Origin of the sequence: Klebsiella sp. CTHL.F3a (assembly GCF_019890895.1) — a bacterium.
Taxonomy (GTDB): domain Bacteria; phylum Pseudomonadota; class Gammaproteobacteria; order Enterobacterales; family Enterobacteriaceae; genus Klebsiella; species Klebsiella grimontii.
The window spans coordinates 957098-982121 of the sequence record NZ_CP082360.1; the positions used below are offsets into that span (position 1 = coordinate 957098).

Below are 25024 nucleotides of genomic sequence, written 5' to 3' on the forward strand. Positions count from 1 at the left end.
GCTCCTTTATACGCACTCGGGGGAGTGCAGCGCGGCGGACAGTTCCCGGGACATTTTTTCCCAGGCCTGCTCGAGCGGCATATCCGGGCGGAATAAGCCGCTGCTGCCCATCACTAATACCTGCGCCCCGGCGCCCAGCAGCTCACGGTAGGTGGTGCGGTTGCATGAGCCGTCGACTTCCAGCAAGAAGTGGAGGTCGCGGGTCTCTTTTAGCTGATGAAGCTGCGCGATTTTGGCGGTCATTTCGGGAATAAACGGCTGACCGGCATAGCCCGGATCGACGGTCATCACCGTGACCTTATCGAGCAGATGCAGATAGTGCTGCATGCTCTCAACCGGCGTGGCGGGATTGAGCACCATGCCCACCGCTTTACCCGCCTGGCGGATGGAATTGATGATGCGAAAGGCTTCCCGGCAAATGGTTTCCGGATGCAGTGAAATGGCGTCTGCTCCGGCTTCTATCAGCGCCGGGATAAATGCCGCAGGTTCCTCAACCATCAAATGGACGTCGATCGGCAGCGACGTGTAAGGACGAATCTGCGCGACAAAGCTGGCTGATAGCGCCAGATTTTTAACGTAGTGCCCGTCCATCACGTCGACGTGCAGCCTGTCGGCTTTGCTATTTAAAAAGCGCAGCTGTTCGGTCACTTGCATCATGTCCATGCACATGAGCGAAGGAGAAAGGTAATAACGCATAAGGCCTCTTTTTATTCCGGTAGTGGCTGATTTCAGGCAAAGTCTGGCCCTGCCGCGTGAAGCAGCGTTTCGACAATGCGCGTATTGGCCGTCACGTCATGACGGCGCACTCAGGCGATTTGTAAGCCGACGTTGTGCCAGGTCATCTCTTTTTCCAGCAGCGGATCGGTAAACTTTTCGGTAATTAAACAGTCCAGTTCGCCTAACCCGCCGATCCGCGCGACGCCCGTTCGCCCCAGCTTGCTGCCGTCGACTAATGCCACCGTCTGACGGGCGGCCAGCATCATCTGTTTCAACAGGGCGGCGTGGGCTTCCGTACCCGCATATAAGCCGCTATCGCGCTCCAGTCCCTGGCAGGAGAAAAAGAGCGTATCGACGGCGTACTCCCGCAGCGTTCGTGAGGCGGTTTCACCGAAGAACGACTCCTCGGTCGGGGAAAAATCGCCCCCCAGTCCCACGAGATGCAACGAGCGTCTGCTCATCAGCGTTTGCAAGATGCGGATGGAGGGCGTAATCACCGTTAGCGCCATCTCCGGCATCTGCCGGGCCAAAAACCAGCTGGTGCTGCTGCCGTCCAGGACGATGGTCTGTCCCGGCTGCAGAAACTGCAGCGCTTTGCGGGCAACGCGCATTTTTCCTTCGCTGTGCAGTAGCGTTCTCTGCTGAAAGCTTCCCTGGCTATCTTCGACCGGCAGAGCGGGCGACGCCGCCCGGATTGCCGGCAGCGGGTTCTCCGCCGCCAGCGCTCCTCCATGGCTCCGATTTAAGATCCCTTTCCGTTCCAGCGCGCTCAGATCGCGGCGAATCGTTTCCCTGGAAACCTGGGTCGCTTGCGCGATCTCATTGACCCGCATTACGCCGTGTTGGCCCAGCAGTTCGACAATCAAACGGTGACGTTCCAGCGGCAACATAGCTCTCTCCTGAAGTACATAATCAGATTACCTTTCCCTTGCGCGGGGCGTTGAGAGCGCGGGAATATCCTCTGAAGGCGATCTTTTCGTCGCCGGAGAGTGTGACAGGAAACGCATTTCAACCTCCCTCCCGGCACCCGTTTCCGCTACCTCGCTCGTTATCCGGTCATAAACAAAAACAAACAAAAATAAATGCAATATTGCGGTTGTGCCCGTTTATGCCCATTTACGCCCGTTCAGCAAGAGCTTCGCTCATTTTCCGTCTGCTAATTAAAAACAAATGAAAATAAAAAAATGCTAATTTGATCACGTTATTTTCATTTAATGCGTTTTTAAATGGATTTAAGCCGATTAACAGCATTAAATGAAAGCAACTAAAAACAAAGAGCAGGATGAAACCATGAATGAAACAACCCGTCGTTTTGCGCGTTTAGTCGACCTGAGCGCAGTCCAGGCCACCAGTACCGAAGCGGACGTTCGCGCCTGCGCCGAGCTGGCTACCCGATACAACATTATTTCCGTCCATGTGCTGCCCTGCTGGACGCGTTTTCTCAGTACGTTGCTGCCGCAGCAGGGAACGGGAGAGGTGATGATTGGCGGGCCGGTCGGCTTTCCCGGCGGCGGGCATGCTACTGATACCAAGGTTCAGGAAGTGCGGCAGCTGATTGCCGATGGCGCCCGCGAAGTCGATATGGTGGTGAACATCGGCAAAGTGTTATCCGGCGATTATGACTATGTGCGCGAGGATTTACGCCGCGTGGTGGACGCCGCCGCGCCGGTACCGGCGAAGGTGATCCTCGAAACGCACTATCTCAATGAGGAGCAGATTCGCCGCGTGTGCGATATCGCCGTAGAGGTGGGGATGAAGTGGGTCAAAACCTCCACCGGCTGGGCGCCGACCGGCGCGACGGTGGAAAAAGTCAGCATCATTGCCGACCAGCTTAAAGGCCGAATCGATATCAAAGGCGCAGGAGGCATTCGCGATCTGGAAACGGTGCGCGCGCTTTACCAGCTTGGCGTCCGCCGCTTTGGCATGAGCCACGGTGCGGTCAGCAAAGTGCTGACTGAACTGGAGCAGCACCCGGAGCGCTTTCCCGAGCTGAACGCCGATTAAACTGAGAGACCGCGGGCCTGATGGCCCGCCATAAAACGTCACCGGAGTCAGTGATGAAAGATAAAATACTCACGATTGATGTTGGCACTGGTAGTACCCGCGCCGCTATTTTGTGCGTTGATGGCACGATGGTCGGCTTTGCGCAGAGGGAGTATGAGCAGACCACGCCGCGTGCGGGCTGGTCAGAACAGGCTCCTTCTCTATGGTGGCGGGCCGCCTGTGAATGCATACGCGAGGTACTCTACCGCTATCCAGAAATGGTTACGCAGATTGCGGTCATTGGCGCCTGCGGACAGATGCACGGCACCGTCCTGCTGGACGACTGCGGCGAGCTGGTGGAGGACCGGGCGCTGCTGTGGAATGACAAGCGCAGCCAGCCGCAGGTGGATGCCTTTACCGCACGCGAAGGGCGGGAAAAGTGGCTGGCGCATTTAAATAATCCGCCCGCGGCGGCCTGGCCGGCTTTTAAATTAGCCTGGTGGCGTGAACATCATCCGGAGCGTTGGCCAAAGCTCGCCAAAGTGTTAATGCCGAAGGACTATATTAATTTCATGCTCACCGGCGCCCTGGCAACCGACTATAGCGAGGCGTCCTGCTATTTCCTGATGGACAGCGAAACCCGCAACTGGTCTTCGCAAGCCTGCGAAACGTTTGGCCTGCGGGTCGATCAGCTACCTGAGCTTAAACTTTCCAGCGACATCATCGGCCAGGTGACGCCGCGCGCATCCGATACGACGGGGCTACCTGTCGGTATCCCGGTGGTGGCAGGCACGTCCGATATGGCGGCCTCTCTGCTCGGTTCTGGCGTGTATGAGCCGGGGATGGCGTCCGACTCCACCGGCACGTCGACGCTAATAACGGTGGTATCGCAGCGGCCGTTACGTCATCCGCTGGTCAATAATCTTCATCTGGCTAACGCGGCCTGGGGTGGATTTACGATTCTGGATGCCGGAGGCGATGCCGTCCGCTGGGCGCGGCTGGCGCTGGCCGATAACCAGATAACGCACCCGCAGCTTTTGCAGGAAGCAGCCGCGGTGCCTGCCGGTGCGGAAGGGCTGCTCTTTCTTCCCTATCTGACGGGAGAGCGCCTGGCCGAGCACACGAACTCGCGGGCGCAGTTTTTCGGCCTGCAGCGCAAGCATCGCCGCGGCCATTTATTTCGCGCGGTTCTGGAAGGGGTGGCCTTTGCGTCCTGGCGCAACCTTCGCCAGCTGCAAGCGTGCGGGCAATATCCGCAGCAAATGATCGCTTCCGGCGGCGGCGCGCGCAGCCCGCTGTGGCTTGAAATCAAAGCGGCGGCGTACAATCTTCCGATATTATCCACGCGCAATCAGGAGAATGGCGTCACCGGATGCGGTATTATCGCCGGGGTTGGCGCAGGGCTTTACGCCGATTTTGCCAGCGGCGTGCGGCAGACGGTGCAGTTCGACAAGCTGATTTCGCCGGATCCCCGTCTGCGGGAATATTACCAGGCCTGCAGCGAGCTTTTTGATACGCTCTACCGGCAATCCGCCGCCTTATACGACAGGCTGGATGCGCTGAGTGCGGGACCAGACTGAAGGTATGCTATCGCGCGGAGAGCGCCGTAAATATAGAGAGAGGCAGAATGTTTGCAGAAGAAAGACAGGAGAAGTTGCTCAGTATTCTCAGGGAAAAACGCAAAGTGGCTGTTTCTGAGATGTGTGACGTCTTTAATGTATCTGGCGCCACCATTCGTGCCGATCTCCGACAGCTGGAAGAGGAGGGGCTGCTGACCCGTACCCACGGCGGCGCCGTTCTTCGCACGCGGGCAAGCTTTGAACAGGCCTCTGACGCGCGCGAAATCGTCAACCTCAGCGCGAAAGAGCGCATCGGCCAGCGCGCGGCGGCGCTGGTTGAGGATGGCGACATTATCGTGCTGGATACCGGTACCACGACCCTGCATATCGCGCGCAATATTCGCGACAGACAAAACGTCACGGTGGTGACCAACGATTACCAAATCGCCCGCGAGCTGGAAGCCAGCCCCTCTATTCAAACCATTCTGCTGGGTGGGATCGTGAAGAAGGGGTACCACTGCGTGGTGGCTATCAACGGGCGCTCCATTCTCGATACGCTGAACGTCGATAAAGCGTTTATGGGCGCCAATTCGCTGTCGCTGAAACACGGCGCCTGCGTGGCCGATATCATGCTGGCAGAAACGAAACGCGGCATGGTTGAACACGCCAGCCAGGTGATTATCGTCTGCGACTACAGCAAGCTGAATAACACCTCCCTTGCCCAATTTACCGCCGCGGATCGGATTGATACCGTGGTGGTCGATCGTCTGCCCGATGACGTTCAGGCGTATCGCAACGCCGGCATTCAGGTGATCTCCCTGGATGAAGAGGCGCACCCCTAGCGTTCTGTTCCGGCAGCGGCGCCACCGGACCCGGAGTGCCACGGTAAAGGGCTCGGTAATGCGCTGCGTAAAGGATACCCGCTGTTGGCTAAGATAAACCCGGCGCTGAGAAAGTGATGGTTTCTCCAGAATATAGCGAAATGAAACCACGCTGGATGAAATCGTCGTTGATAGTGGCGTACAGGAAAGATACCCCCGGAGGGTATAGCGCCTCAAACGTACCTGTATGCCATCGGGAGCATCGGCCTATCCGTCAACGAACAAACGGGTCACTGGTTTTCCCGCTTTTTAAAAGTTTTCAATACATTATGCGCATAGCTAATATAATCCTTAGCAAGTAGACATTTAAAATGTTACGTGAAACTTCTGAAAAACATGTCTAATGAAATAAAAAGTGGATTTTATTTCAATCTTTATGTCAGAATCGCGTTATGACAGTAAAAACCATATTTTATATATTGTCATTATGCAAGCCATAATGAGCGGTTATTACCGAACGCTACAGAAATAATATTCTGAGGCGTTGTCTGATTATCCGCATGGAGAATTATCGTGATGCTATCCTATTTTAAAAACTTCGCTGGTGATTATGTAGGATAGACATCATATGGCAGGAAGAATAAATGAGTTCGATGACAAATAGCCTGGAAAGATTAAGGGAAGAAAAGGAGAAAATAAAACGACAGCGGCATGAGTTTAAAATAAAATTCGTGTGCTTGTATGTCTCAATATTGTCACATCTAAAAGCTAACCCTGATAATAAAGTTACCAAGGGATCTTTTGGTGATACCAAAAAAATAACCGTGGCAAACGATGGATTCTTTTTTGATATTAGTTTCAAATATGACTATGCAAGAAATAAAGTGCGGATCGTTGTATCTGAAGAAAGTCTATCGCTGAAAGTCAGGCTCACCCTGAGGCTGGTGACATCAAAAGCGAAATGGCGCATTGTAAAAATATCCCATAAAAAGTTTAAGTATCTTTTTAGAGTCATGAAGCCACAAATGATTGAGGGGCTTATCGTCTTTTTGATCCGCTATCTGTAGATATTTCCTCTCCGTCAGCGGGCCATCTAGTCGGGATGCTCGCTACGAGCGTTCCTCCGGCTGCCGGTTGGAATATTCCCTGCCGCGAGTCCCGTCTTGTTTGAGTCGATGAGAATGCCATTAAACGGCGTTACTCAATAAAGCCCACCATTAATGCTGTTTTTTCCTGCTTTTCCCCCTTTTACCGCCCGGGTTTCCTGGTGGGATGAGGTTGCTATGGTAATTTATTAACTTATTGTAATTAAATAGAAAAGTATCATTTTTGTCATGAATGCCTCTGTCAATCACATTTCCCCTCTCACCAACTTTAAATCTGTAAAAGTAGACGTTTGTCGACTTTTCATCTAAAAAGTTGGGGGAAGGGACTAGACAGGACCATTATTAGGTTATCAAATGGTTAAATTACGTCACATTAAATGTGAATGATTGGTCTTATGTATAAAAGGCCAACACGCTTTCCGCTGCGTTAAAGCGCTGCGGACATCTTTGGGAGAAGTTATGCATTCCTCTGTTAATAAAAATGAAACTCGGACCTTTTTTGGTCATCCTTATCCCCTCGGTTCACTGTTTTTCACCGAAATGTGGGAACGGTTCTCGTTTTACGGTATTCGTCCGTTACTGATCCTGTTTATGGCGGCCACCGTCTATGACGGTGGGATGGGGCTGGCGCGCGAGAACGCGTCGGCCATTGTCGGGATCTTTGCCGGGACCATGTATCTTGCCGCGCTGCCGGGCGGCTGGCTGGCTGATAACTGGCTCGGGCAACAAAAGGCGGTCTGGTACGGTTCGATACTGATCGCTCTGGGCCATCTCTCCATCGCCCTGTCGGCGGTGATGGGCGATAGCCTGTTCTTTATTGGCCTGATGTTTATCGTGCTCGGTTCCGGCCTGTTTAAAACCTGTATTTCGGTGATGGTCGGTACCCTCTACAAAAAAGGCGATGCGCGCCGCGATGGCGGCTTCTCGCTGTTTTATATGGGCATCAACATGGGGTCGTTTATCGCCCCGCTGATCTCCGGCTGGCTGATTAAATCCCACGGCTGGCACTGGGGCTTCGGCATCGGCGGCATCGGGATGCTGGTCGCGCTGATTATCTTCCGCGTTTTTGCCGTCCCGGCGATGAAACGCTACGACAGTGAAGTCGGCCTCGATTCCACCTGGAACAGCCCGGTAGTGAAACGAAATGGCGTCGGCGCATGGTTGCTGGCGCTAACGGTGGGCGTGGCGGTTATCATCGCCTTGATTGCCCAGGGCGTTATCGTGATTAACCCGGTGGCGGTCGCCAGCGTACTGGTCTACGTGATTGCGGCGTCGGTGGTACTCTATTTTATCTACCTGTTCGTCTTCGCCGGATTGAGCCGCAAAGAGCGCGCCCGCCTGCTGGTATGCTTTATCCTGCTGATCTCTGCCGCCTTTTTCTGGTCGGCGTTTGAGCAGAAACCGACCTCGTTTAACCTGTTCGCTAACGACTATACCAACCGTATGCTCGGCTCCTTCGAGATCCCGGCGGTGTGGTTCCAGTCGATTAACGCCCTGTTTATTATTCTGCTGGCGCCGGTATTTAGCTGGGCGTGGCCTGCGCTGGCGCGTAAAAACGTGCGTCCGAGCAGCATCACCAAGTTTGTTATCGGTATTTTATGCGCGGCGGCGGGCTTTGGCCTGATGATGCTGGCGGCGCAAAACGTCCTGAGCAACAACGGCGCGGGCGTCTCGCCGATGTGGCTGGTGGGCAGTATTCTGATGCTGACGCTGGGCGAGCTGTGCCTCAGCCCGATTGGCCTCGCGACCATGACGCTGCTGGCGCCGGAAAGAATGCGCGGCCAGATGATGGGGCTGTGGTTCTGCGCCAGCGCCCTGGGGAACCTGGCGGCGGGTCTGATTGGCGGTCACGTGAAGGCCGATCAGCTGGATATGCTGCCCGACCTGTTCGCACGCTGCTCTATTGCGCTGCTGATCTGCGCCGCGGTGCTGTGCCTGCTGATTGTTCCGGTTCGCCGGATGCTGGAAAACACCCGTAGCGACAAGCCGCAGGAGCCCGCGGCTAACGCGTAACCCCGCAAAAACCCGGCGCGTTCTGCGCCGGGTTTATCCCTTAACGGTAAACAATACCGCCATCGATCAGAATCGACTGACCGGTAACATAATCGGAATCCGGGCCTGCCAGATAAGAGACCAGGCTTGCCACATCGTCCGGCGTTTCGGCGCGGCCAAGGGCGATGCCTTCAACGTATTTTTTATAAGTTTCGCCCACCGGCGCACCGGTAATTTCCGCAAAGCGCTTATCGATTTCGGTCCACATCCCGGTTCCCACAATCCCCGGACAGTAGGCATTAACCGTAATGCCGCGGCTGGCATATTCCTTCGCCGCCGCCTGCGTCAGGGCGCGTACGGCAAATTTGGTGGCGGAATAAACGCCCAGCAGCGCGAAACCATCATGACCGGCGATAGAGCAGGCGTTGATGATTTTCCCTTTCTGCTGACGATCGATGAATTTTTTCGCCGCCGCCTGAATACCCCACAGGGTACCCTGAACGTTGATGCGCATGATGCGGTCCACTTCTTCAGGCGTCACATCGGCCAGCGCCTGAACCTGGGCGATCCCGGCGTTGTTCACGATAATATCAAAGCCGCCCAGCTGTTTTTCCGCTTCATCAATGGCGGCGTACACCTGCGCGCGATCGGCGATGTTAGCGACGAAGGTGGCTGCTTTGCGTCCCAGCGCTTCCACTTCGGCGGCGACGGCGGCAATCCCTTCAGGGTTCACGTCGACCAGCATCACCGACGCGCCGTCTTTGGCCAGACGCAACGCAATACCGCGGCCAATGCCCTGACCGGCGCCGGTTACCAGCGCAACTTTATTTTCGATAGCCATGTCTGTACTCACCTTGTACTGATTAATAAACAGGGAGGCCCGCGGCCGATGTCGTCGTAGCCGCTGCGGCGAATGGCACTACTCTATCGGGCGCGATAAGCGTGGCCTACCCCCCTGATGGGGGGGATAATGAGCGTACGGACTGGATTAAGGAGTAATCGTGGTATGGCCTTTTTATCCTCGGCGGATGATGCGCTGGCAGCGCTTGTTCATCAGGAACCTTTACGCTTCACGGGGACGCTGCCGCTTATCTCCACGCGCTTTACGCCGCCCCGTACGCCGGAAAGTCTGCTGTCGCGGGAGCGCCTGCTACAGCGCCTCGACGCCGCCGTCTCCCGCCGTTTAACCCTGGTGCGCGCGCCCGCCGGATTTGGCAAAACCACCCTGCTGGCGCAGTGGTACCGGCACCGCCTTCGACAAGGGGATGCGCTGGCCTGGCTGAGCCTTGAAGAGGATGACAACGCGCCGCTACTGTTTATACGCTATCTGCAGGAGGCGCTGCGGCCCTTGTGGCAGGGGTGGAGCCCGTCGTTTCTGCAGCTGCTGCAAGGCGAGCTTCCGGCCGATCTCCCCCTGTTCTTTGCTGAACTCGTTAATCAGCTTAATCAGTGCCCGCACCCGCTGTATCTGATCCTCGACGACTATCAATGCATCAGCGATCCTGCGATTCATCAGGGAATGAGCTGGCTGCTGAACCATGCGCCGCCGGCGCTGCACCTGATTATCGGTAGCCGCAGTCAGCCGTCTTTAGCCCTCAGCCGTCTGCATATGCAGGATCAGCTGCTGGAGGTGTACGACCCCGAGCTGCGCTTTACCCCCAGCGAAGCCCGCGCCTGGTTCTCCGGCGCATCGGGGCTGGATCCGCAGGCGATCCCGCGGCTAATCGCGCTCACGGAAGGGTGGATCGCGGGAATGAAAATGGCCGCGCTCTCTGCGGACGCCTCCACGGCGATGGGGCACAGCGCCGGCTCGCGGTCAATCTCCCGCTATCTGGATGAGGTGATTTTCGCGCCGCTGCCGCCAGAGGTGCTCGACTTCCTTCTGCAGACCTCGATGCTTAATCGCCTGCATCCGGCGCTGTGCGACGTCGTCTGCGGCCGCAATAACGCCAGCGCGATGCTGGCGTGGATAGAGCGGCATAACCTGTTTCTTTCCGCGCTGGATGAAAGCGGCCTTTGGTTTCGCTATCACCCGCTGATGCGCGACGCGCTGCTGCACCGCCTGCGGCACAGCGGTGAGATTGATATTCGCCAGCTGCACGACCGCGCCAGCGGCTGGTTCGCCTCACAGCAGCTGTGGGCCGAGGCGATACGCCATGCTCTGGCCGCCGGGACGTCGGCGGCGAAGGATGCGGAAGCCGGCGCGCAGTCGCTGGCGGAAGAGGGGGATATCGATACCCTGGTGCAGTGGATCCGCTATCTGCCTGCGCATCCTGACCCGTCGCGCATTGCGCTGCAGCTAAACCTGGCCTGGGCGCTAGCCCACCGTTTCCGATTCAGCGAAGCCCGCCAGCTGTTGGATGCCATTGAGATGCAATCGGCGGCGCATGGCGAGGCGCTGGCCCACAGCGCGTGGGTTAAGCTGCGGGTAGTGCGCGCCATCTGCGAAGCCTTTGCCGACAATATCGACCGCAGTATCGCCATTGTCGAACCGCTGCTGCGCGAGGTGCCCTGCGGCGATATTTGGGTCGATGGCCTGGTATGCAACATCCTCAGCTACTGCCATCTGGCGGACTCCCGGCCGCAGCAGGCGCTGGAGGTTCAGCAGCGGGTATCCGGTGTTAACCTCGCTAACCGCAACCTGTTCGTGACGGTTTACCGGGCGTTCGTCATGGCGCAGAGCTATCTGCGTCAGGGAAATCTTGCCGAAGCGGAACGCCAGGCGGCACGGGCTCTGCGCTACGCGGAGCGGCACGCCGGTGAGAACGCCAGCAGCGGCGCAACCCTGGCGCCCATCCTGGCGGAGATCGCCTGGGAGCTGGGGAAGGGAGAGCAAGCGCAAAGCCTGCTGGTTCCGCGTCTGGAGACTATCGACAGCTTTTGTCCGCCGGACGGCCTTAGCCGCACCTACATCGTCCTGGCCCGCCAGGCCCGAGAAACGGGGCGGCTCGCGGAGGCCGAATCGCTATTACTGCATGCCGAAGGGCTGGCGGCCCAGCGCGGCTGGCTGCGGGCGCAGGCGCCGCTGCTGGCGGAGCGGATCGCCGTCGCGCTTCACGCGGGCGACAAACTGGCCGCTGAGGCGCTGCTGCTTCGTCTGCAGACCCTTAGCCAGACGGAGGCTGCCGGCGGATATATCGCGCTCAGCCAGAGCCGCCTCCTTATCGCCGCCGGCGAACCGTTGGCCGCCGCGCGGCTGTTGGATACGCTGGCCGGCGTACGGGAAACTAGCGGCGAGTGGCTGTTCGCCGTGCGTTTGCGGCTCAGGCAGGCGCTCGCCCTCTGGCGTGCCGGCGAGCGGGAGCAGGCGATGACTATCTGCCGACCGGCGCTTGCGCGCGCGCTGCATCAGGGGTTATGGCGCAGCCTGCTGGAGGGGAGGGAAGAGATGGCTGCGCTGCTGGCGGAGATACACAAGCGCGGCGCGGCGGATGATGCGCTGACCGCCGATATCGCCGCTGTGCTGTCGCGTTTCGCCGCCGCCGACATCGCGATTGATAGCGCCCGCCCGCAGCCGCCCGCCCTGCGGCTGACCGAACGGGAGCAGCAGACCCTGCGTTTAATTGCCGACGGCTATTCCAATAAGGGCGTCGCGCGCGAGCTGGGTATTTCGGCGGAAACCGTCAAATGGCACCTAAAGCAGCTGTATGAAAAGCTGCAGGTGAAGGGACGCATCCAGGCGGTAAACCAGGCGCGCGAATGGCGCCTGTTAAGCTAGCGCGATGGGGCGTTCTCGCTCAGCGCCGGGCCGCGGTAATCGCCGCCCAATGCTTTAATCAACGTGATATCAGTGCTGAGCCGCTGGGCCTGGATATCCAGCAGCAAAAGCTGCTGCGCGATGGCCGGGCGACGCGCCTCCTGCGCCGCATAGTAGCTGACCAGCCCGCGCTGATGGTGCGCGCTGGCGCTGCGGGTGGTCACCATCGCCGCCGTCACTTTCTGCTGCTGCAGGGCGGCCTGCTGGTTCAAATCGTTCAACTGGCTGGAGCTAATCGCCACGTCGCGCACCGCGTCCAGCACCGCCTGGTTGTACTGCTTAATCAGGATATTGCTCGCCGTACGCGTCGATTTCAGGGTGGCGTTTAAGCGCCCGCCGTCAAACAGCGGTAAATAGAGCCCCGGCAGTATATTGATCTGCTGGAAGGAGGACTTAAACAGGTCGCCGACGCTCAGGGCGTTGTAGCCCCAGAAGGCCTTGATATCAAAGCGCGGGTAAAAGGCCGCTTTTGCCGCGTCCACCTGGCTCATCGAGGCGCTAACGTAGCCGCGCAGCGCCTGCAGGTCCGGGCGGCGGGCCAGCAGCTCAAACGAGAGCGAGTCCGGGAGCGTTTCCTGCAGCGCCGGCAGCGCCACCGGATGGATCTCCGGCATGCTATGCGCATCAGCGCCTATCAGTGCCCGCAGGGTTTCCCGATACTGCGTTATCGTTCCCTGCGCCGTAATCACCTGCTGCTGCGCCGCCAGCAGCTCCGCCTGGGCATTGGCGACATCGACGCTATCCTCGACGCCGCGCGCGGTACGATGCTCATGGGCCCGCACCGAGAGACTGGCGATGGCCTCCAGTTGGTTAAGTAATTCGATTTTCTGGAAGGTTGCCTGCATCGCGAAATAGAGCTGGGCGACGCTGCTGGCGAGATCCAGCTCGATACCGGCGGTCTCCGCCTGGCGGGCGTTCTTTTCGCCAATCGCGGCGGCGACGCGGGCGCGGTCGGCGCCCCATAAATCGATATTCAGCGTTGCCCCTACGCCGACCGTATTCAACGTGTACCAGGGGCCGTTTTTATCCACCGGCAGGGAGAAGGAGTAGGGCCAGGTGAACTGTTTATTGGTCACCCGCAGGCGGTTTTGCGCCGCCACGGCGGTGGCCTGCACGCCCATTGCCGACTGCGCCAGCTCCACGGTGGACTGCGATTGCGAAATACGCAGCCGCGCAGCCTGCATAGTGGGTGAATTCTGCAACGCGCGGTTGACCAGCATATTGAGCTGCGGATCCTGATAGCCTTCCCACCAGCGCGCCGTCGGCCAGCCGCTATTCGCCAGATGGATCACCTGCGCCAGCTCGGCCTGCTGCGGCTTGACCAGCGGCACCTGGCCGGGATCGTCCTGAATTAACGCGCACCCGGTTAACAGCGTCAGGGCGAAGGCAAGCGCCGGGGTACGCCAGACGCGCGGAGGAGGAGTGATGTTTATCATGAGCGGGTTGCCTGTCGCGGAATAACGGAGGATGCAAAGGGCCACGCCGGCAGGGCGGCCAACGCGTGGACCAGCGGCGCGCCAAACGGATTCGCCGGGTCCGGGAGAAGCGCCTGAGAGCGTTCTGCGGTGGTTTGCTGCGCGTCGATACTGGCGGCGTAGTCCTCAAGCCGCGGGGCGCAGCGGGATAAAAAGGTATCCCCCGACGCCGCATTCAGGCGATAGCCTTCACTGAGGCGCAGGATCTCTTCTGCCTGACGAAAAGTCGCCCGCGTCGGCCAGTTTTTCGCTTCCGGCCACGGGTGCGCGTAGGTTCCCAACGGCTCGGCGGACACCCGGTTAATTAAGGTTTCGCTTTCGGTCAGCGCGGCAAAGAGCGGTACCAGTTGAACCTCATCGTCGCGGGCGGCGAGGGTCTGCGCCAGCTGACGATACAGCTGCGCCAGACGCGCCTTAAGCCGCGGCGCTTCGCTATCGGGCCATAAATAGAGATGAACAATGGAGGAGACCAGCACGCCGAGCAGGATACCGATAACCCGGTCGCGCAGTTCGGTAAGGTTACTGAGCGGGCCAAACCAGCTGAGGAACGCCAGCGCGAAGGTAAAGCCTATCTGAATGCCGGCGTAGGCGATGCGCTCCGAGCCTGCCGCAATCCACGCCGCCAGCGCGAAAACCGGCAGGGTCATCGCCAACAGGCCGCTTAGCGAGTCGGTCCAGGGTTGCACAAAGACCATCAGCAGAAGCGCAATCAGCGTAGCCAGCAGCGCGCCGCCGATGCGCAGCCACGTTTTCTGCATGGTGGCGCCCAGGCCCGGCTGGGCGACGATCACGCAGCTCAGCATGATGGTGTGGATGCCCTGCCAGTCGGCGGCGGTATAGAAAACGTAGCACAGCAGCGTCGCCAGCAGCGTTTTCAGGGCAAAGTGTAGATAGGCGGGATTGGACCACGCGTCCGGCAGTAGCAGCGGCGCTTTTTCCACTTCACCCTGCGGTAACGCGATGTCTTCGCCGCGCGCCAGCCGCGCCAGCACCTCGGCGATCTCCTGCAAAATGGCGCCGTTGGCGCCGTCGCGCGGGACCATCAACGGCTCAATATCCACCGCCGTGGGGCTGGGCAAATTATCCGCCAGCGCGTTAAGTTCGTGGGCTATCCGCTGACGCGCATCGGAATGGTCGTCGCCCGGCTGGAGCAGCGCCGTCAAATGATAGCAGCGCAGTGCGGCGGCCATCAGCGCCTGCCAGGCCTGCGGGTCGGCGGCGATCTCCGGCGTGGCGCGTGCAGCCTGCTGATACAGGGACTGCAGCTGGTTAAACTGCCCGGCGATCTCGGTAAAGGTAGGCTGCGACTCTCCAGCATCCGGTTGGCTAAGCACCTTCGCCGTCTGGCGCAGCATCACCACCAGCCGGGCTTTAAACTGATAGCCGGGAAAGGCCTGCTGGAAACAGGCGTTGACCAGCAGCGTCACCAGAATGGCGGTATTAATTGCTACCCATAGCCACAGCAGCAGGCGCACCAGAATTTCGCTCTGGCTGGTCATCGACGGGAAGGTCTGGGCGTAGATGACCGCCAGCGCCACCACGAAAAATGCCAGCCCCAGCTTGCCGAGCACCCGCATCAGATAAATGGCGCAGAAGAACAGGATCACCGAGGCGACCAGGCGGATCAGCGGATAGTCATAGGTCCACTTGATAATCAGCAGCACGCCGCCGAGCGCGACGCTGACGGTGAGCACGAAAACCACGCTGACCAGCTTAATCATCAGCACGTTAGGCTGGCTGACGTAAAACACCACGATCAGGGCGACGGCGAGGAAGGGAATATGCAACGTCATAAACAGCACGATCAGCACCGCGCAGCTGAGCGTCAGGCGCAGGGTGTAGTTCGCCCGCCCCGGCGCATCGTGGAGTTCACGGGTGAGAAACGGCCATAAGCTCTGCATGCCGTCTCCTTATTGCGGCTGCAGAACGGCGCTGGCGGAGGCGCCCATACGGAACAGGGCCGGGTCGGGGTCTTTGACGGCGATTTTGACCGGGAAGCGCTGGGAGACGTGGACCCAGTTGATACTCTTCTGGATGACCGGCAGGCCCTCGATGACGCTGCCGCCGTCGGGCAGAACGCCGGTGCCGACCGAGTCGACCACGCCCTCAAAGGTACGGCTGTGGTTGGTCATGACGGTGATTCTTGCCGGAACGCCGGGCCGCACGTTCTGCAAGTCGGTTTCACGGAAGTTCGCCACCACGTACCAGTGGTCGTCATCCAGCAGGGTAAAGACCGGCTTAAGGGCCGAGGCGTACTGGCCGATCGTCGTTTTCAGCGCCACCACTACACCGTTAAACGGCGCACGCACTTCGGTGAATTCAAGGTGCAGCTCCGCCAGCGCAATCTGCGCGAGGATCCCCGCGCGCTGCGCCACCATGGCATCGACGCCGGTCACGGCGGCGGAAGCCTGTTTCGCCTGCAGCAGGGTGGCCTCCAGTTCGGCGCGCGCCGCTTTTTCGGCCGTTCGCGCCTGATCCAGATCTTCTTGTGAGGCAAACCCTTGCGGTACCAGTGGCTCAAGGCGTATGCGTGAAGAGGTGGTCTGCTTAACCAGCGCTTTAGCGCGTTCAACGGCGGCGCTGACCGACTGCGCGTTGTACTCCTGCGCTTTGATCGTGCGCTGGGTCAGCATAATCTGCGCATCAAGCGTGGTCAGGCGGGCTTTGGCATCGTCGAGCATCGCCTGGTAGGGGCGCGGGTCGATGCGGAACAGCAGGTCGCCTTTTTTTACCCGTTGATTGTCGCGAATAGGCATCTCGACGATCCGCCCGCTCACTTCCGGCACCACGTCGATGGTGTCGGCATAGACGTAGGCATCGTTGGTTTCCGGCGAGGTTTGCAGCTGCCAGATAACCACAATTAGCGCCACAATAGCGGCGAGAACGAGCGCCAGCAGGGGCCATTTTTTGCGGATAACGCTTGAGCGGGATTGAGTCATAGGTATCTAGTTTACGAAGAACAGGAACCACAGAATCGTCGCGAACAGGAACATCAGCGCCAGATAGCTGAAGACCAGCGGAGAAAATCGCGACTGCCATCCTTTACGCACAATCAGGATATGGCAGGGAATAAGTAATAGCGAGGCGCCTAATAAGCAGAAGAACCAGCCTGGAAAGGCAGCGCCTAATACCGGAATCGCCGGGGATAATGAGCAGCCGGTGAGCGTAAATAGCGAGAATAAGAGCGAAGGGCGCGCCAGCTTTACAATGCGATTCAAGACTAAATACCTGAGTGCTCGGGTTAGGATGGAATGAGTTTAATCTCACTGCCAGGGAAATTAAAGATGGATATAACAGAAGCGTCCGTACTTTATCGGCAATCAGAACATTTTCTTTGGCTAAAGAGTGCATAGAAAATCATTCATTCTGCATTAATGGCGTGCGGCTACCGAAATAAAATTTCACCCGTTACCGATAGTCAGCGGTTGTTGGCAGGACTATGCTTAGAGACAAAGTTATAAAAAATAGTCAGAACTGAGGCAATGTCATGGATAAAGAACTACTGGACGCGGGTTATCGCGCCTATACCGGCGAGAAAATCGATGTCTATTTTAACACCGATATCTGTCAGCACTCGGGCAACTGCGTGCGCGGCAGCGCGAAGCTTTTCAACCTGAAACGCAAACCGTGGATCGTCCCCGATGAAGTGGACGTGGACACGGTGGTTAAGGTTATTGATACCTGCCCGAGCGGCGCACTGAAGTATCGCCAAAAATAAGCGAGGAAACGATGGAAATACTGGAAGGTCATAATAAGTTTTACGTCAATGATGCCGACGGGAATCAGGTGGCGGAAATTGTTTTTGTGCCTACGGGCGAGCACCTCAGCATTATTGAGCATACCGACGTCGACCCCAGCCTGAAAGGACAGGGGGTAGGGAAAAAGCTGGTGGCGAAAGTGGTAGAAAAAATGCGCGGCGAGCAGCGCAAAATTATTCCACTATGCCCGTTTGCCAAACATGAATTTGATAATACCCGCGAGTACGACGATATCCGCGCCTGAATAAATGCGCCAGCGCGCTGGCGCAACTATTTTAGCCTGGCGCGGTCGGCGACGTCTTCTGGGGATTTTTCATCCGTCGATAAGGCTCAGATTGCGGCCGGATAAAAGCTGGTGGATAAGGTCACTGACGTTTTCCCGCTCCACCGGCGGCGAAATGAGATAACCCTGAAAACGGTCGATCCCCAGAGCTCTCAGTCGGTTGAATTTATCCAGGCTGTCCACGCCTTCGGCAACACAGCGGCTACCGGTTAGCTGGCAGTAGTAAAGCAGGCTTTTGATCAGGGCCATGGCGTGAGGATCGCGCTGCATATCGTTGACGATGCTCATATCCAGCTTATAGGCGCTGAACCTGACCGACCTCACTGGAAACATGACGCTGCTTTGTGAAAAGCAGTCATCGAGCATAATGGCAAAGCCCTGCTTGCGTAGCCGGGAAATATTATCGGCAATTTTACTCTGCAGGTTGAGGTCCAGGGTTTCAGCAAATTCCAGTACCAACCTCGAGGACAGATGGGGCTCGCGCAGCTGTTGGCGCGCGGTCTCCAGCATGCGGATCAGGTTGTCATTGCTGGCGATAGCGGCGGGAATATTGACTGAGAAATAAAACTCACCTGGATGCAAATTGATACTCTCCACGGCCTCGCGAAGCATAAAGGCTGTCAACACCAGCCAGGCGTACGCGGAACGTATCTGCGGTAAAAACTCGCCGGGAAGCAGAACCTGACCTTTTTGCCGCCAGCGACAGAGGATCTCTAAACCTTTTAGCCGCATCCGATCGTCAGTGATGGGCTGGAAGACCGGGAAAATTTGCCGACAGTGAATCGCGTGGACAAATTCGCGCTCAAAGGCGGAGAGCGCGGCATCCGGCTGGATCTTCTGCCCTTTGGTCTGGCTGCCGGGGAAACGGGTTGCCAGCTGAGGATAATGTTCCACCATTTTTTTCAGTCCTGCTGTGCGCTGGTTATAAAGCGTTTTGTGGCTAATGCCGCGGCGCTTTGCCTGGGCGTTGACGCTGTATCCGCTGAGTAGACCGAGAATGGCATTGAGCTCCGGCCTGGTGAGCCCACCGGGGCGCTTTCCGCCGAGGCGTATCTCTTCGTCGGCCAACTGCTTAAGCGAAGGATATCTTTGCAGAATGTAGTCCTGGAGCACTGCGGTCAGGCTGGGGACGGGCAGGTCCGAGGCGGCGGATCGCACTTCAGAAAGTAAATGGCGATCGATGACCTGATGCAGCAGCGTGTGCCACAGCCAACTGGCCGGACTGCGGCTAAGGATCAGCATCGGCAGCGGCGTTGCCGAACGTTCGAGAAACGCAGCGGCCTGCTGTAGGGTGGCGAGCAGCCTGGCCGGCGTTTCCGGCAGAAAAACGATGATGCGGCGAATGTTCGCGTCGCCGGGAAGCCTCGTCGCATCCGACGGCAGCACAACGGGCTGCATGCTGTTGGCCATCATCACTTTGACTAATCCATCGGCGACCAGCGAGCAGGGCGAAAGAATATAGTCCATTCCCGTTCTATCACGCGCCGCAGGCGCGTTACTGGTAAACAAAGGTCACCCCAATAATGGATTGCACGTTGCCCGCGGTGACCTGGCCGCTGGTGCGCGCATAGGTTGCGGTGAGTCCCAGGTTGACCGCGGAGGTGCCCACGGTTCCCATTGAGACGGTACTGTTTGAACGCAGGATGGTGCCATTGCGCAGTAGCTGAACGCCAATGCCCTGAGCCGGTGAGGCGGAAGAGGTATTGGTGAAAACGGTGTTGGCGCTATCCGCCGTGGTGCCGGAGAGGTAAAAACCTATCTTTTGATTTTGCCCGCAGCGTACCGTAAGCGGAACAGCGGTTGAACCCGGGTACTCAGGCAGCGTTACCGTGACGTTGCGAGCGGAAACATCGCAGCCGCCCGTCGGGATAATCACGCTATTGTTGGAATAGATATTCCAGGTAAATTTTGAGGTACGAACGTTACCGCCGCCGTTGATATCGGAACCCACCTGATACATGACCAGCGTGGCGATATGCGAGCCGGCGCTTATCGCCAGCCCGGAGGCGGTGGATATTGGCGTCAGGTAGAGCTGGGTATTCCAGCTGGTGTAGTTACCGGAAGTAAAGTTGTGGCTGGCGGTCGGGGAGTTTAGCGGGAAGCTATAGCTAACCCCATAGTACTTTAAAGAGCCGGTAAAATTGGTCAACAGGCCGCTATAGGCCGAGCCCTGTAGCATGCTTACCATGTCGTTGCGCCGGTCCGGCGCGTCATTTTTACAAAAAATCGAGCTGGATAAGTCGACGACCAGGTTCTGCCCGGCCCCGAGGCTTGGCTGCAGGTTCACGTAGACGTTGGATACTTTCCCGCCGGAATCGCTATTTAATATGGTGCCGGTGGAGTCGTAGCAGGTATAGGCCCTGACGCTGGTGGAAAAGCCCGCTAACACAATCGCCAGCCACAGCGCCTTGACCAGCGCCATATGACATCTACGGGGAGCGGTAATCCGCTGATTCATAACGTTCTCCTGCCTTATAGCCAGGTGTAGGTGACGTTAATCACCGCCTGGATTGTTCCTTGCGTTGGCCCGCCATTAACCGTCAGCGCCCTGACGCGCAATGGAAAGCGGGTGGATTGCGTGGCATCGTTGACGGCCACCGTTTTGCTTGTGCCGTTGTTAAACCGGGCGCCGCTGGTGTCCTGCAGCTCCAGCTGGAGGTTGCCCGCCGTCCCCTGGTTTTTGTAATAGCCGGTGGCATCCGCCGTGCCGCTGAAGCTGGCGGTGACCCGTGAGGTACCAACCGGACAGTTGCTGAGCTCGAGCGTGACGTCATGCCAGCCTGATGCCGAGCCGGGTGAAAGCATGTTAAAGGTGTATAAATCACCGAGGTCGACGGTGGCCTTTGGGGTGGCGATGGTGCAGGGTTTGGCCACCACTTTGCCGTTAACGGTAATGGTCACATCGGCGGCTTGGGGGGCGCTGGCGAAGGTCATGATTACCGCCAGCAGCCAGGGTGCATGAGTCCATTTCATTTCAGCCTCCGGTTACTGAAATTCAAGCGTGAAGGTCGCGGTGGCATTAACGTGTCCTGCCGTAATCGGGACGCGCGCGGCCATCAGCCGGGCGTAAAAGTTCAGGGTGTTGGTCTGCCCAGGTTTCAGCGTGGTCCACGCGATGTTTGACGAGGGGGCGTTGAGTAGCAGGGGGGCCCGGCTGCCGTTAAGGATCTGCACGCCGATGCCGGATGCTGCTGATACGCCGCTGTCCAGCTTAAGCAGGCTGGTGTTGTCGCTATCCGCTACGCCGGTAAAACCGACTTTGACCGCGGTGACGGAACCGCCGCAGGGCGATAGCACGATGCGAAAAGGCACCAGCGGCGTGGTCGTGCCGACGGCATTAAACTGTTTGGCGGCGTTATTCATCAGGTCGACGGTAAAATCTTTTGACTCACCCGCCACGGCGCAGGTGTTATCCCTTACGTATCCGCTAATCGTAATAGTGCTATCGGCGGCAGGGGTGCTGAAGGAGACCAGAGAGAGTATGGCGCCCAGCAGATACAGGTTTTTTCTCATCATCATGCTTTCCTTAGCGGCACGCTGCCGACAGCTGGCTTAACGCCTGGTTCTGGCTTTCCGGCGGCAGACGGTAGTCGGCTTCACAGCTGGCGTCGGGTCCGTCTCCCCACTTCGCGCGCACCTTGCCCGCCAGCGGCATTCCGCTCAGATAAACCTGGCCGTTATCGGCGACGATGCTGCTATTCTGGCTATCGACAGCGGCGGCTATGGCGCCAAAAGGAACCGGTTTACCGTTGTGGGTCAGCGTTATCAGCAGCTTCATGCCGACGCTGGCCTTAAATTCGGCGCGCGCAATCGCCCCGTGGGTGGGCACAATACTGACCACCGCATCATCAAGATCGACGTTGTTGGCCAACGTATTGGTGTTCAGCGCCACCCGGTTTTCCCGGTATTCGGTGGCGTAGGGCAGAACGGCGTAGCCGCGCCAGTCGGTCCGTACCCCGGTCTGGTTTTCTACCTTCACGCCATCCGCGCCGGGGGCTTTGATCAGCACCACCGTATCGTTCATCGGCTGGCTCAGGGTGATGCCGTCGGCATGGGCCAGTACGCCGCCGCTCAGGCCGTAGTACAGCTGTTTGATGCCGTCGCTGCGGCTGTAGCCGACGTTGGCGTTGCCGTAGCCGCCGCGGTAGTTCAGCGCCGCGTAGCCGGTACCGCCGCTGTTGCCCTCACCGCCGCCGGCGTAGCCGGTCTGTACGCTGTAGCTCAGGTTGTTGTCCTCCAGCAGCGTGCCGTACAGCCCCGCCAGGCTGGTGGTCCTGCCGTTCAGATCGTTGGACATGCTGTAGCTGGCGTTACCGTTTCTCCAGGCCGACTTGCTGTCGGAGCGCATCCAGTGGCTGAACGGGATACTGACGTTGACGGCCAGCATCTGGTCACGACCCTGCTGCCAGGCGTTTTTGGTCAGGCTGTAGCTCAGGGTCCAGTTGATATCGTCCACGGCGGCATTAAGCCCGGCCTGGAGCTGCTGGTCGGCGCTGTTGGTTCCCCAGTAGGTCTGATGGCTGCCGCTCAGGTAGAGCGTGGCGGTGCGTCCCAGCTGCTGGGTAACGCTGAGCTGCACTTTGCCGCGCTTGTTGTACGCGAGGTTGTAGTAATCGGTGAACTTCGGCTTCATCTGCACCACCCCGTCCTGGGTCTCGATGTTGTAGCCGTTCATCCGGCTGTAGGTGGTGTCGGCGAAGCTGAAATAGCCGCGCGTCGAGTAGCGGTAGCCCACCAGCTGGATGTTGGTGCCGGTATCCGTCAGCGACTTGTTATAGAGGAAACGTACCGACTGGCCCTGACGATCGCTGTCATCGGGCAGGGTGGCGTTGGCCTGGGTGATATCCAGCGACAGCGCCCCCAGCTCCCCCATATTTTTGCCGACGCCGAGGTTAAAGGCGCGGTAGCGGTCCGCCAGCTGGGTGCCGCCGTACAGCGTCCAGCCCTCAGGAAGACCGCGCATTACGGTGCTCTGGAAGAACTTCGGTTTTTCCTGCTGATTGCTGCCGCTGCGGTACTCCCCGGCGGTGACGGCATAGCGGGTATGGCCCTCGCGCTGGAGCACCGGAACGGACGAGTAAGGGACGGTGAAGACCTGGCTGCTGCCGTCGGCCTCTTTGATGGTCACCTGCAGATCGCCGCCATTACCGGCGGAGTAGAGATCGTTGATGGTGAACGGGCCGGGCGGTACCGTGCTCTGGTAAATCTCATAGCCGTTCTGTTTCACCGATACCTGAGCGGTGCCGCGGGCAATGCCGTGAATGACCGGGGCAAACCCTTTCTGGCTGTCCGGCAGCATATTGTCATCGGAGGCAAGCTGCGCGCCGCGGAAGTTGATGCCGTCGAAGACGTCGCCGTTGGTGTAGCTGTCGCCGAGGGTCAGGCGCGAGCGCAGCAGCGTAATATCACGTTCAAGCCAGGTATTGATGTGCTGCCACTTGTTTTCATTGGTCGACGAGGTGCCGCCGCTGCTGTAGCTCCAGGTGGTGTTGTCGCGCAGGCGCCAGGCGCCGAGGTTGAGCCCGCTCTGCAGGTTCAGGTACGCATAATTGCTGCTGCCGCCAACGTCGTTGTGCACGTTGTTGCCGGTGAAGTTGTAGTTCAGCAGGCCGGCGTTAATCCCGTGGTCCCACAGTTCGGGGGGAATATAGCCGCGGGCGCGGTTGCCCATAAACGCCTGGGGTACGGTCAGATACAGCCGCTGCAAACCGACATCGAAGCGGGTAGTGGCGTCCTTGATGGTTTCGGTTAACGGTACGCAGGCATCGGATGCCAGAGCGCCGATCCCTTCAATGGATAACGTGTTGACACCCATCCCGGCCAGCTGCCCGCGCGTCAGGCAGGGGACCAGCGAGCGATCGTTTTCTCCGCTATTAAAAGTGACATCGCGGGTGGTCATAAACCCGTCATTGAGGTAAATATCGACGCGATAGGTTCCTGGAGGGACCTCCTGGCCGTTGGCGAATCCTGATAAATCCGCCACGGCGGCAGGGTCATCCGCTAAAAAACGCGGATTAAAATAGAGCTCCGCCTGCACAGAAAAGATCGGTGCGGCAAGTAACAGAGCCAGCGTGATTTGAGCGAAAGCGCGCGTATTCCCCGGCCCGTGGCTGCTTTTACGCCCGGAGTCCAGGCCGTCGAGTCCATATTTCAGATGTGACATAGTCCCTCCGGTCCAAAGTCGCCCGGCTGTCAGTTCTTATTTTTATTTCCGGGAGGACGCGGCCTCCCGTCGGTTATTGCGTGACGCCCTGCATCCGTGGGGTCAGCGCGCCGTAGTCGTTAATCGTCCGGTATGTAATCTCACGACCGGCATCGGCGGGCAATTTAACGCTGGCTTCACCCATCGGCGGAACCAGCGCATTTTCCAGCACCCGGGTTCCGGCGTTGAGTTCGGTGACCGTCAGGTAGTAGGGGGTGGGATTGACCAGCGTAAGCGTGCCGGCGCCGCGGCGAAACTTCAGTTTCTCCGCAGCCTGATCCGGCGGCAGCGCCAGCTTTGCCGGGCGGTAATAGAGCTTAATGCGGCTGATAATCGCCAGTTGCAGGGTGTTGTCGCTGAGCTTTGATTTATCCATTGACGGGATCGCCTTGACGTTCATCCAGAACAGCGTTTCCCGATCCTGCGGCAGCTGGTTGTTGGTGGCATCAATGATGCGCAGGGTGTTCTCTTTTTTCCCCTGCATGGCGAACAGCGGCGGGGTGATGACAAAGCGGCCGTCCTTCGCGCCATCGGCATTCTCCACCCATGACTGGATCAAATAAGTGCTCTTTTCGTCGTTGTTGGTGACCGCCAGTTGAACCTGCTTTTGCCCGGCAGGATAGATGACGCGGGTCGCCCCCAGCGCCACGCCGGCCTCGGCGCGAGCGGTAAATCCCATGGCGGCTATCATCAGCGCCCCCGCCAGTAAACCGCGCGTTATCGCCAGTGTTGTTCTCACGTTTACCCCTTTTATCGTCACCGTCGTTTCCTGTTTTCGGTTCGTCTGCTGATTCATTACTGGTAGGTCAGGGAGAACCAGGCCTGAGCGTTGGCCGCGCCACCGGTGACCTGGTGCCCTGTTGCCCGGTATTTCGCTACAAAATGCAATGTGGTTGGCCCGGTATACAATCTTGTCCAGGCGGCGGGAGGACCGTTCAATGGGATCGGATGGTCGTCTTTATCAAACAGAGCGACACCCACGCCGGTCGCTATTCCCGGTCCTTCGCCCACCGAGAGCACGTCCGGGTTTTTACCATCGGCGACGCCGTGAAAGGCCACGCCAACGCGCTGGCTGACGGCGGTACTGCACTCCTGCAGGTGGATATCGAAGGGAACTGGATTCGTATCTTCTCCGGCTGAATGAAGCCGATTACTGCTGATCTGTCCCATATTGACCGTCATCTGCTGGTCGCCAGCTTCAACGCGGCAGGACTCGGCAATGATGATGCCCTGAAAGCGCATATTTCCGCCGGGCAGCGTGACGTTCCATTGATTACCGGCCAGCGCCAGCGATGGGAGCAAAAATATCAACAGACCTGACTTCATCCTTTGCATCGTTATCACCCGAGTTCCGTTATGGATAACGGGCCT

At 58.4% G+C, this 25024-nt stretch carries 22 protein-coding genes; 8 read left to right on the forward strand and 14 right to left on the reverse strand.

Annotated features, from left to right (window positions below; translation table 11 throughout):
* Nucleotides 1-6: 6 nt before the first annotated feature.
* The gene (alsE, locus tag K7H21_RS04605) at nucleotides 7-696 is read right to left on the reverse strand and encodes a D-allulose 6-phosphate 3-epimerase (protein WP_112166788.1); all 690 of its coding nucleotides are present in this window, start codon (nucleotides 694-696) and stop codon (nucleotides 7-9) included.
* Nucleotides 697-806: 110 nt separating this feature from the next.
* Complete coding sequence (locus K7H21_RS04610) at nucleotides 807-1607, reverse strand: DeoR/GlpR family DNA-binding transcription regulator (RefSeq protein WP_004124815.1); 801 nt, start codon at nucleotides 1605-1607, stop codon at nucleotides 807-809.
* Between the two features lie 364 nt (nucleotides 1608-1971).
* Here K7H21_RS04610 and deoC point away from each other — a divergent pair, with 364 nt between their 5' ends.
* The 5 genes from deoC to K7H21_RS04635 all read left to right on the forward strand — a co-directional run bounded on the left by deoC (nucleotide 1972) and on the right by K7H21_RS04635 (nucleotide 8199).
* On the forward strand, nucleotides 1972-2721 hold the full coding sequence (deoC, locus tag K7H21_RS04615; RefSeq protein ID WP_087828519.1) for a deoxyribose-phosphate aldolase: 750 nt from the start codon (nucleotides 1972-1974) through the stop codon (nucleotides 2719-2721).
* A gap of 53 nt (nucleotides 2722-2774) precedes the next feature.
* Entirely contained in the window at nucleotides 2775-4280 is a 1506-nt protein-coding gene (locus tag K7H21_RS04620; RefSeq protein WP_004124808.1) for a xylulokinase, read from the forward strand.
* A gap of 47 nt (nucleotides 4281-4327) precedes the next feature.
* Nucleotides 4328-5101: a DeoR/GlpR family DNA-binding transcription regulator gene (locus tag K7H21_RS04625; protein WP_004124804.1), complete on the forward strand. Its 774-nt coding sequence runs from the start codon at nucleotides 4328-4330 to the stop codon at nucleotides 5099-5101.
* A gap of 623 nt (nucleotides 5102-5724) precedes the next feature.
* Complete coding sequence (locus tag K7H21_RS04630; RefSeq protein ID WP_004124801.1) at nucleotides 5725-6147, forward strand: hypothetical protein; 423 nt, start codon at nucleotides 5725-5727, stop codon at nucleotides 6145-6147.
* 498 nt (nucleotides 6148-6645) lie between these two features.
* The gene (locus K7H21_RS04635; protein ID WP_004124798.1) at nucleotides 6646-8199 is read left to right on the forward strand and encodes a peptide MFS transporter; all 1554 of its coding nucleotides are present in this window, start codon (nucleotides 6646-6648) and stop codon (nucleotides 8197-8199) included.
* Between the two features lie 40 nt (nucleotides 8200-8239).
* On the opposite strand, the gene K7H21_RS04640 is transcribed toward K7H21_RS04635, so the two are convergent.
* On the reverse strand, nucleotides 8240-9019 hold the full coding sequence (locus K7H21_RS04640; RefSeq protein WP_004124794.1) for an acetoin reductase: 780 nt from the start codon (nucleotides 9017-9019) through the stop codon (nucleotides 8240-8242).
* A 165-nt stretch (nucleotides 9020-9184) separates the two neighbouring features.
* On the opposite strand from K7H21_RS04640, the gene K7H21_RS04645 reads away from it, so the two are divergent.
* Nucleotides 9185-11896, forward strand: a complete 2712-nt coding sequence (locus tag K7H21_RS04645) for a LuxR C-terminal-related transcriptional regulator (RefSeq protein ID WP_223035627.1) — start codon at nucleotides 9185-9187, stop codon at nucleotides 11894-11896.
* Here K7H21_RS04645 and K7H21_RS04650 read toward each other — a convergent pair.
* The 4 genes from K7H21_RS04650 to K7H21_RS04665 are packed head-to-tail and all read right to left on the reverse strand — an operon-like array spanning nucleotide 11893 to nucleotide 16628.
* Nucleotides 11893-13371, reverse strand: a complete 1479-nt coding sequence (locus K7H21_RS04650; protein WP_142469421.1) for an MdtP family multidrug efflux transporter outer membrane subunit — start codon at nucleotides 13369-13371, stop codon at nucleotides 11893-11895. The two genes, K7H21_RS04645 and K7H21_RS04650, sit on opposite strands and share 4 nt — an antisense overlap.
* Nucleotides 13368-15311, reverse strand: coding sequence for an FUSC family protein (locus K7H21_RS04655; protein WP_195322504.1), 1944 nt, complete (start codon nucleotides 15309-15311; stop codon nucleotides 13368-13370). Before K7H21_RS04655 ends, K7H21_RS04650 begins: the two co-directional genes overlap by 4 nt.
* 9 nt (nucleotides 15312-15320) lie before the next feature.
* Nucleotides 15321-16349, reverse strand: coding sequence for a multidrug transporter subunit MdtN (gene mdtN, locus K7H21_RS04660; protein WP_004124783.1), 1029 nt, complete (start codon nucleotides 16347-16349; stop codon nucleotides 15321-15323).
* 6 nt (nucleotides 16350-16355) lie between these two features.
* Nucleotides 16356-16628: a YtcA family lipoprotein gene (locus K7H21_RS04665; protein ID WP_004124782.1), complete on the reverse strand. Its 273-nt coding sequence runs from the start codon at nucleotides 16626-16628 to the stop codon at nucleotides 16356-16358.
* A gap of 269 nt (nucleotides 16629-16897) precedes the next feature.
* Here K7H21_RS04665 and yjdI point away from each other — a divergent pair, with 269 nt between their 5' ends.
* Complete coding sequence (yjdI, locus tag K7H21_RS04670; RefSeq protein WP_004124779.1) at nucleotides 16898-17128, forward strand: 4Fe-4S mono-cluster protein YjdI; 231 nt, start codon at nucleotides 16898-16900, stop codon at nucleotides 17126-17128.
* Between the two features lie 11 nt (nucleotides 17129-17139).
* Nucleotides 17140-17412, forward strand: a complete 273-nt coding sequence (locus K7H21_RS04675; RefSeq protein WP_004124777.1) for a GNAT family N-acetyltransferase — start codon at nucleotides 17140-17142, stop codon at nucleotides 17410-17412.
* A 69-nt stretch (nucleotides 17413-17481) separates the two neighbouring features.
* Here the strand turns inward: K7H21_RS04675 and K7H21_RS04680 are convergent, their stop codons facing one another.
* The 7 genes from K7H21_RS04680 to fimI form a co-directional block, all read right to left on the reverse strand.
* Nucleotides 17482-18918 carry an EAL domain-containing protein gene (locus K7H21_RS04680; protein ID WP_004124775.1) on the reverse strand — a complete coding sequence of 479 codons (1437 nt, stop codon included), beginning with the start codon at nucleotides 18916-18918 and terminating at the stop codon, nucleotides 17482-17484.
* Between the two features lie 28 nt (nucleotides 18919-18946).
* A complete protein-coding gene (locus tag K7H21_RS04685; RefSeq protein WP_170100957.1) occupies nucleotides 18947-19873 on the reverse strand; it encodes a fimbrial protein in 927 nt (308 codons plus the stop codon).
* A gap of 50 nt (nucleotides 19874-19923) precedes the next feature.
* Nucleotides 19924-20424: a type 1 fimbrial minor subunit FimG gene (gene fimG, locus K7H21_RS04690; protein WP_004124772.1), complete on the reverse strand. Its 501-nt coding sequence runs from the start codon at nucleotides 20422-20424 to the stop codon at nucleotides 19924-19926.
* A gap of 12 nt (nucleotides 20425-20436) precedes the next feature.
* Nucleotides 20437-20964, reverse strand: coding sequence for a type 1 fimbrial adaptor subunit FimF (gene fimF / locus K7H21_RS04695; protein WP_162626091.1), 528 nt, complete (start codon nucleotides 20962-20964; stop codon nucleotides 20437-20439).
* A 13-nt stretch (nucleotides 20965-20977) separates the two neighbouring features.
* Nucleotides 20978-23614, reverse strand: coding sequence for a fimbrial biogenesis usher protein (locus K7H21_RS04700; protein ID WP_223035628.1), 2637 nt, complete (start codon nucleotides 23612-23614; stop codon nucleotides 20978-20980).
* A 73-nt stretch (nucleotides 23615-23687) separates the two neighbouring features.
* Nucleotides 23688-24413, reverse strand: a complete 726-nt coding sequence (locus K7H21_RS04705; RefSeq protein ID WP_139529813.1) for a fimbria/pilus periplasmic chaperone — start codon at nucleotides 24411-24413, stop codon at nucleotides 23688-23690.
* 35 nt (nucleotides 24414-24448) lie between these two features.
* Complete coding sequence (gene fimI, locus K7H21_RS04710) at nucleotides 24449-24988, reverse strand: type 1 fimbrial minor subunit FimI (protein ID WP_004124751.1); 540 nt, start codon at nucleotides 24986-24988, stop codon at nucleotides 24449-24451.
* Nucleotides 24989-25024: the final 36 nt, after the last annotated feature.

What these genes read in the sequence shown, in the direction of transcription:
- K7H21_RS04625 (WP_004124804.1), top strand. Translation starts at nt 4,328, where the DNA reads ATGTTTGCAGAAGAAAGACAGGAGAAGTTGCTCAGTATTCTCAGGGAA.
- K7H21_RS04610 (WP_004124815.1), bottom strand. Translation starts at nt 1,607, where the DNA reads ATGTTGCCGCTGGAACGTCACCGTTTGATTGTCGAACTGCTGGGCCAA.
- fimF (WP_162626091.1), bottom strand. Translation starts at nt 20,964, where the DNA reads ATGAGAAAAAACCTGTATCTGCTGGGCGCCATACTCTCTCTGGTCTCC.
- K7H21_RS04675 (WP_004124777.1), top strand. Translation starts at nt 17,140, where the DNA reads ATGGAAATACTGGAAGGTCATAATAAGTTTTACGTCAATGATGCCGAC.
- K7H21_RS04680 (WP_004124775.1), bottom strand. Translation starts at nt 18,918, where the DNA reads ATGGACTATATTCTTTCGCCCTGCTCGCTGGTCGCCGATGGATTAGTC.
- K7H21_RS04640 (WP_004124794.1), bottom strand. Translation starts at nt 9,019, where the DNA reads ATGGCTATCGAAAATAAAGTTGCGCTGGTAACCGGCGCCGGTCAGGGC.
- K7H21_RS04645 (WP_223035627.1), top strand. Translation starts at nt 9,185, where the DNA reads ATGGCCTTTTTATCCTCGGCGGATGATGCGCTGGCAGCGCTTGTTCAT.
- deoC (WP_087828519.1), top strand. Translation starts at nt 1,972, where the DNA reads ATGAAAGCAACTAAAAACAAAGAGCAGGATGAAACCATGAATGAAACA.
- K7H21_RS04685 (WP_170100957.1), bottom strand. Translation starts at nt 19,873, where the DNA reads ATGGCGCTGGTCAAGGCGCTGTGGCTGGCGATTGTGTTAGCGGGCTTT.
- K7H21_RS04650 (WP_142469421.1), bottom strand. Translation starts at nt 13,371, where the DNA reads ATGATAAACATCACTCCTCCTCCGCGCGTCTGGCGTACCCCGGCGCTT.
- K7H21_RS04630 (WP_004124801.1), top strand. Translation starts at nt 5,725, where the DNA reads ATGAGTTCGATGACAAATAGCCTGGAAAGATTAAGGGAAGAAAAGGAG.
- alsE (WP_112166788.1), bottom strand. Translation starts at nt 696, where the DNA reads ATGCGTTATTACCTTTCTCCTTCGCTCATGTGCATGGACATGATGCAA.
- K7H21_RS04655 (WP_195322504.1), bottom strand. Translation starts at nt 15,311, where the DNA reads ATGCAGAGCTTATGGCCGTTTCTCACCCGTGAACTCCACGATGCGCCG.
- yjdI (WP_004124779.1), top strand. Translation starts at nt 16,898, where the DNA reads ATGGATAAAGAACTACTGGACGCGGGTTATCGCGCCTATACCGGCGAG.
- fimG (WP_004124772.1), bottom strand. Translation starts at nt 20,424, where the DNA reads ATGAAATGGACTCATGCACCCTGGCTGCTGGCGGTAATCATGACCTTC.
- K7H21_RS04635 (WP_004124798.1), top strand. Translation starts at nt 6,646, where the DNA reads ATGCATTCCTCTGTTAATAAAAATGAAACTCGGACCTTTTTTGGTCAT.
- mdtN (WP_004124783.1), bottom strand. Translation starts at nt 16,349, where the DNA reads ATGACTCAATCCCGCTCAAGCGTTATCCGCAAAAAATGGCCCCTGCTG.
- fimI (WP_004124751.1), bottom strand. Translation starts at nt 24,988, where the DNA reads ATGCAAAGGATGAAGTCAGGTCTGTTGATATTTTTGCTCCCATCGCTG.
- K7H21_RS04700 (WP_223035628.1), bottom strand. Translation starts at nt 23,614, where the DNA reads ATGTCACATCTGAAATATGGACTCGACGGCCTGGACTCCGGGCGTAAA.
- K7H21_RS04620 (WP_004124808.1), top strand. Translation starts at nt 2,775, where the DNA reads ATGAAAGATAAAATACTCACGATTGATGTTGGCACTGGTAGTACCCGC.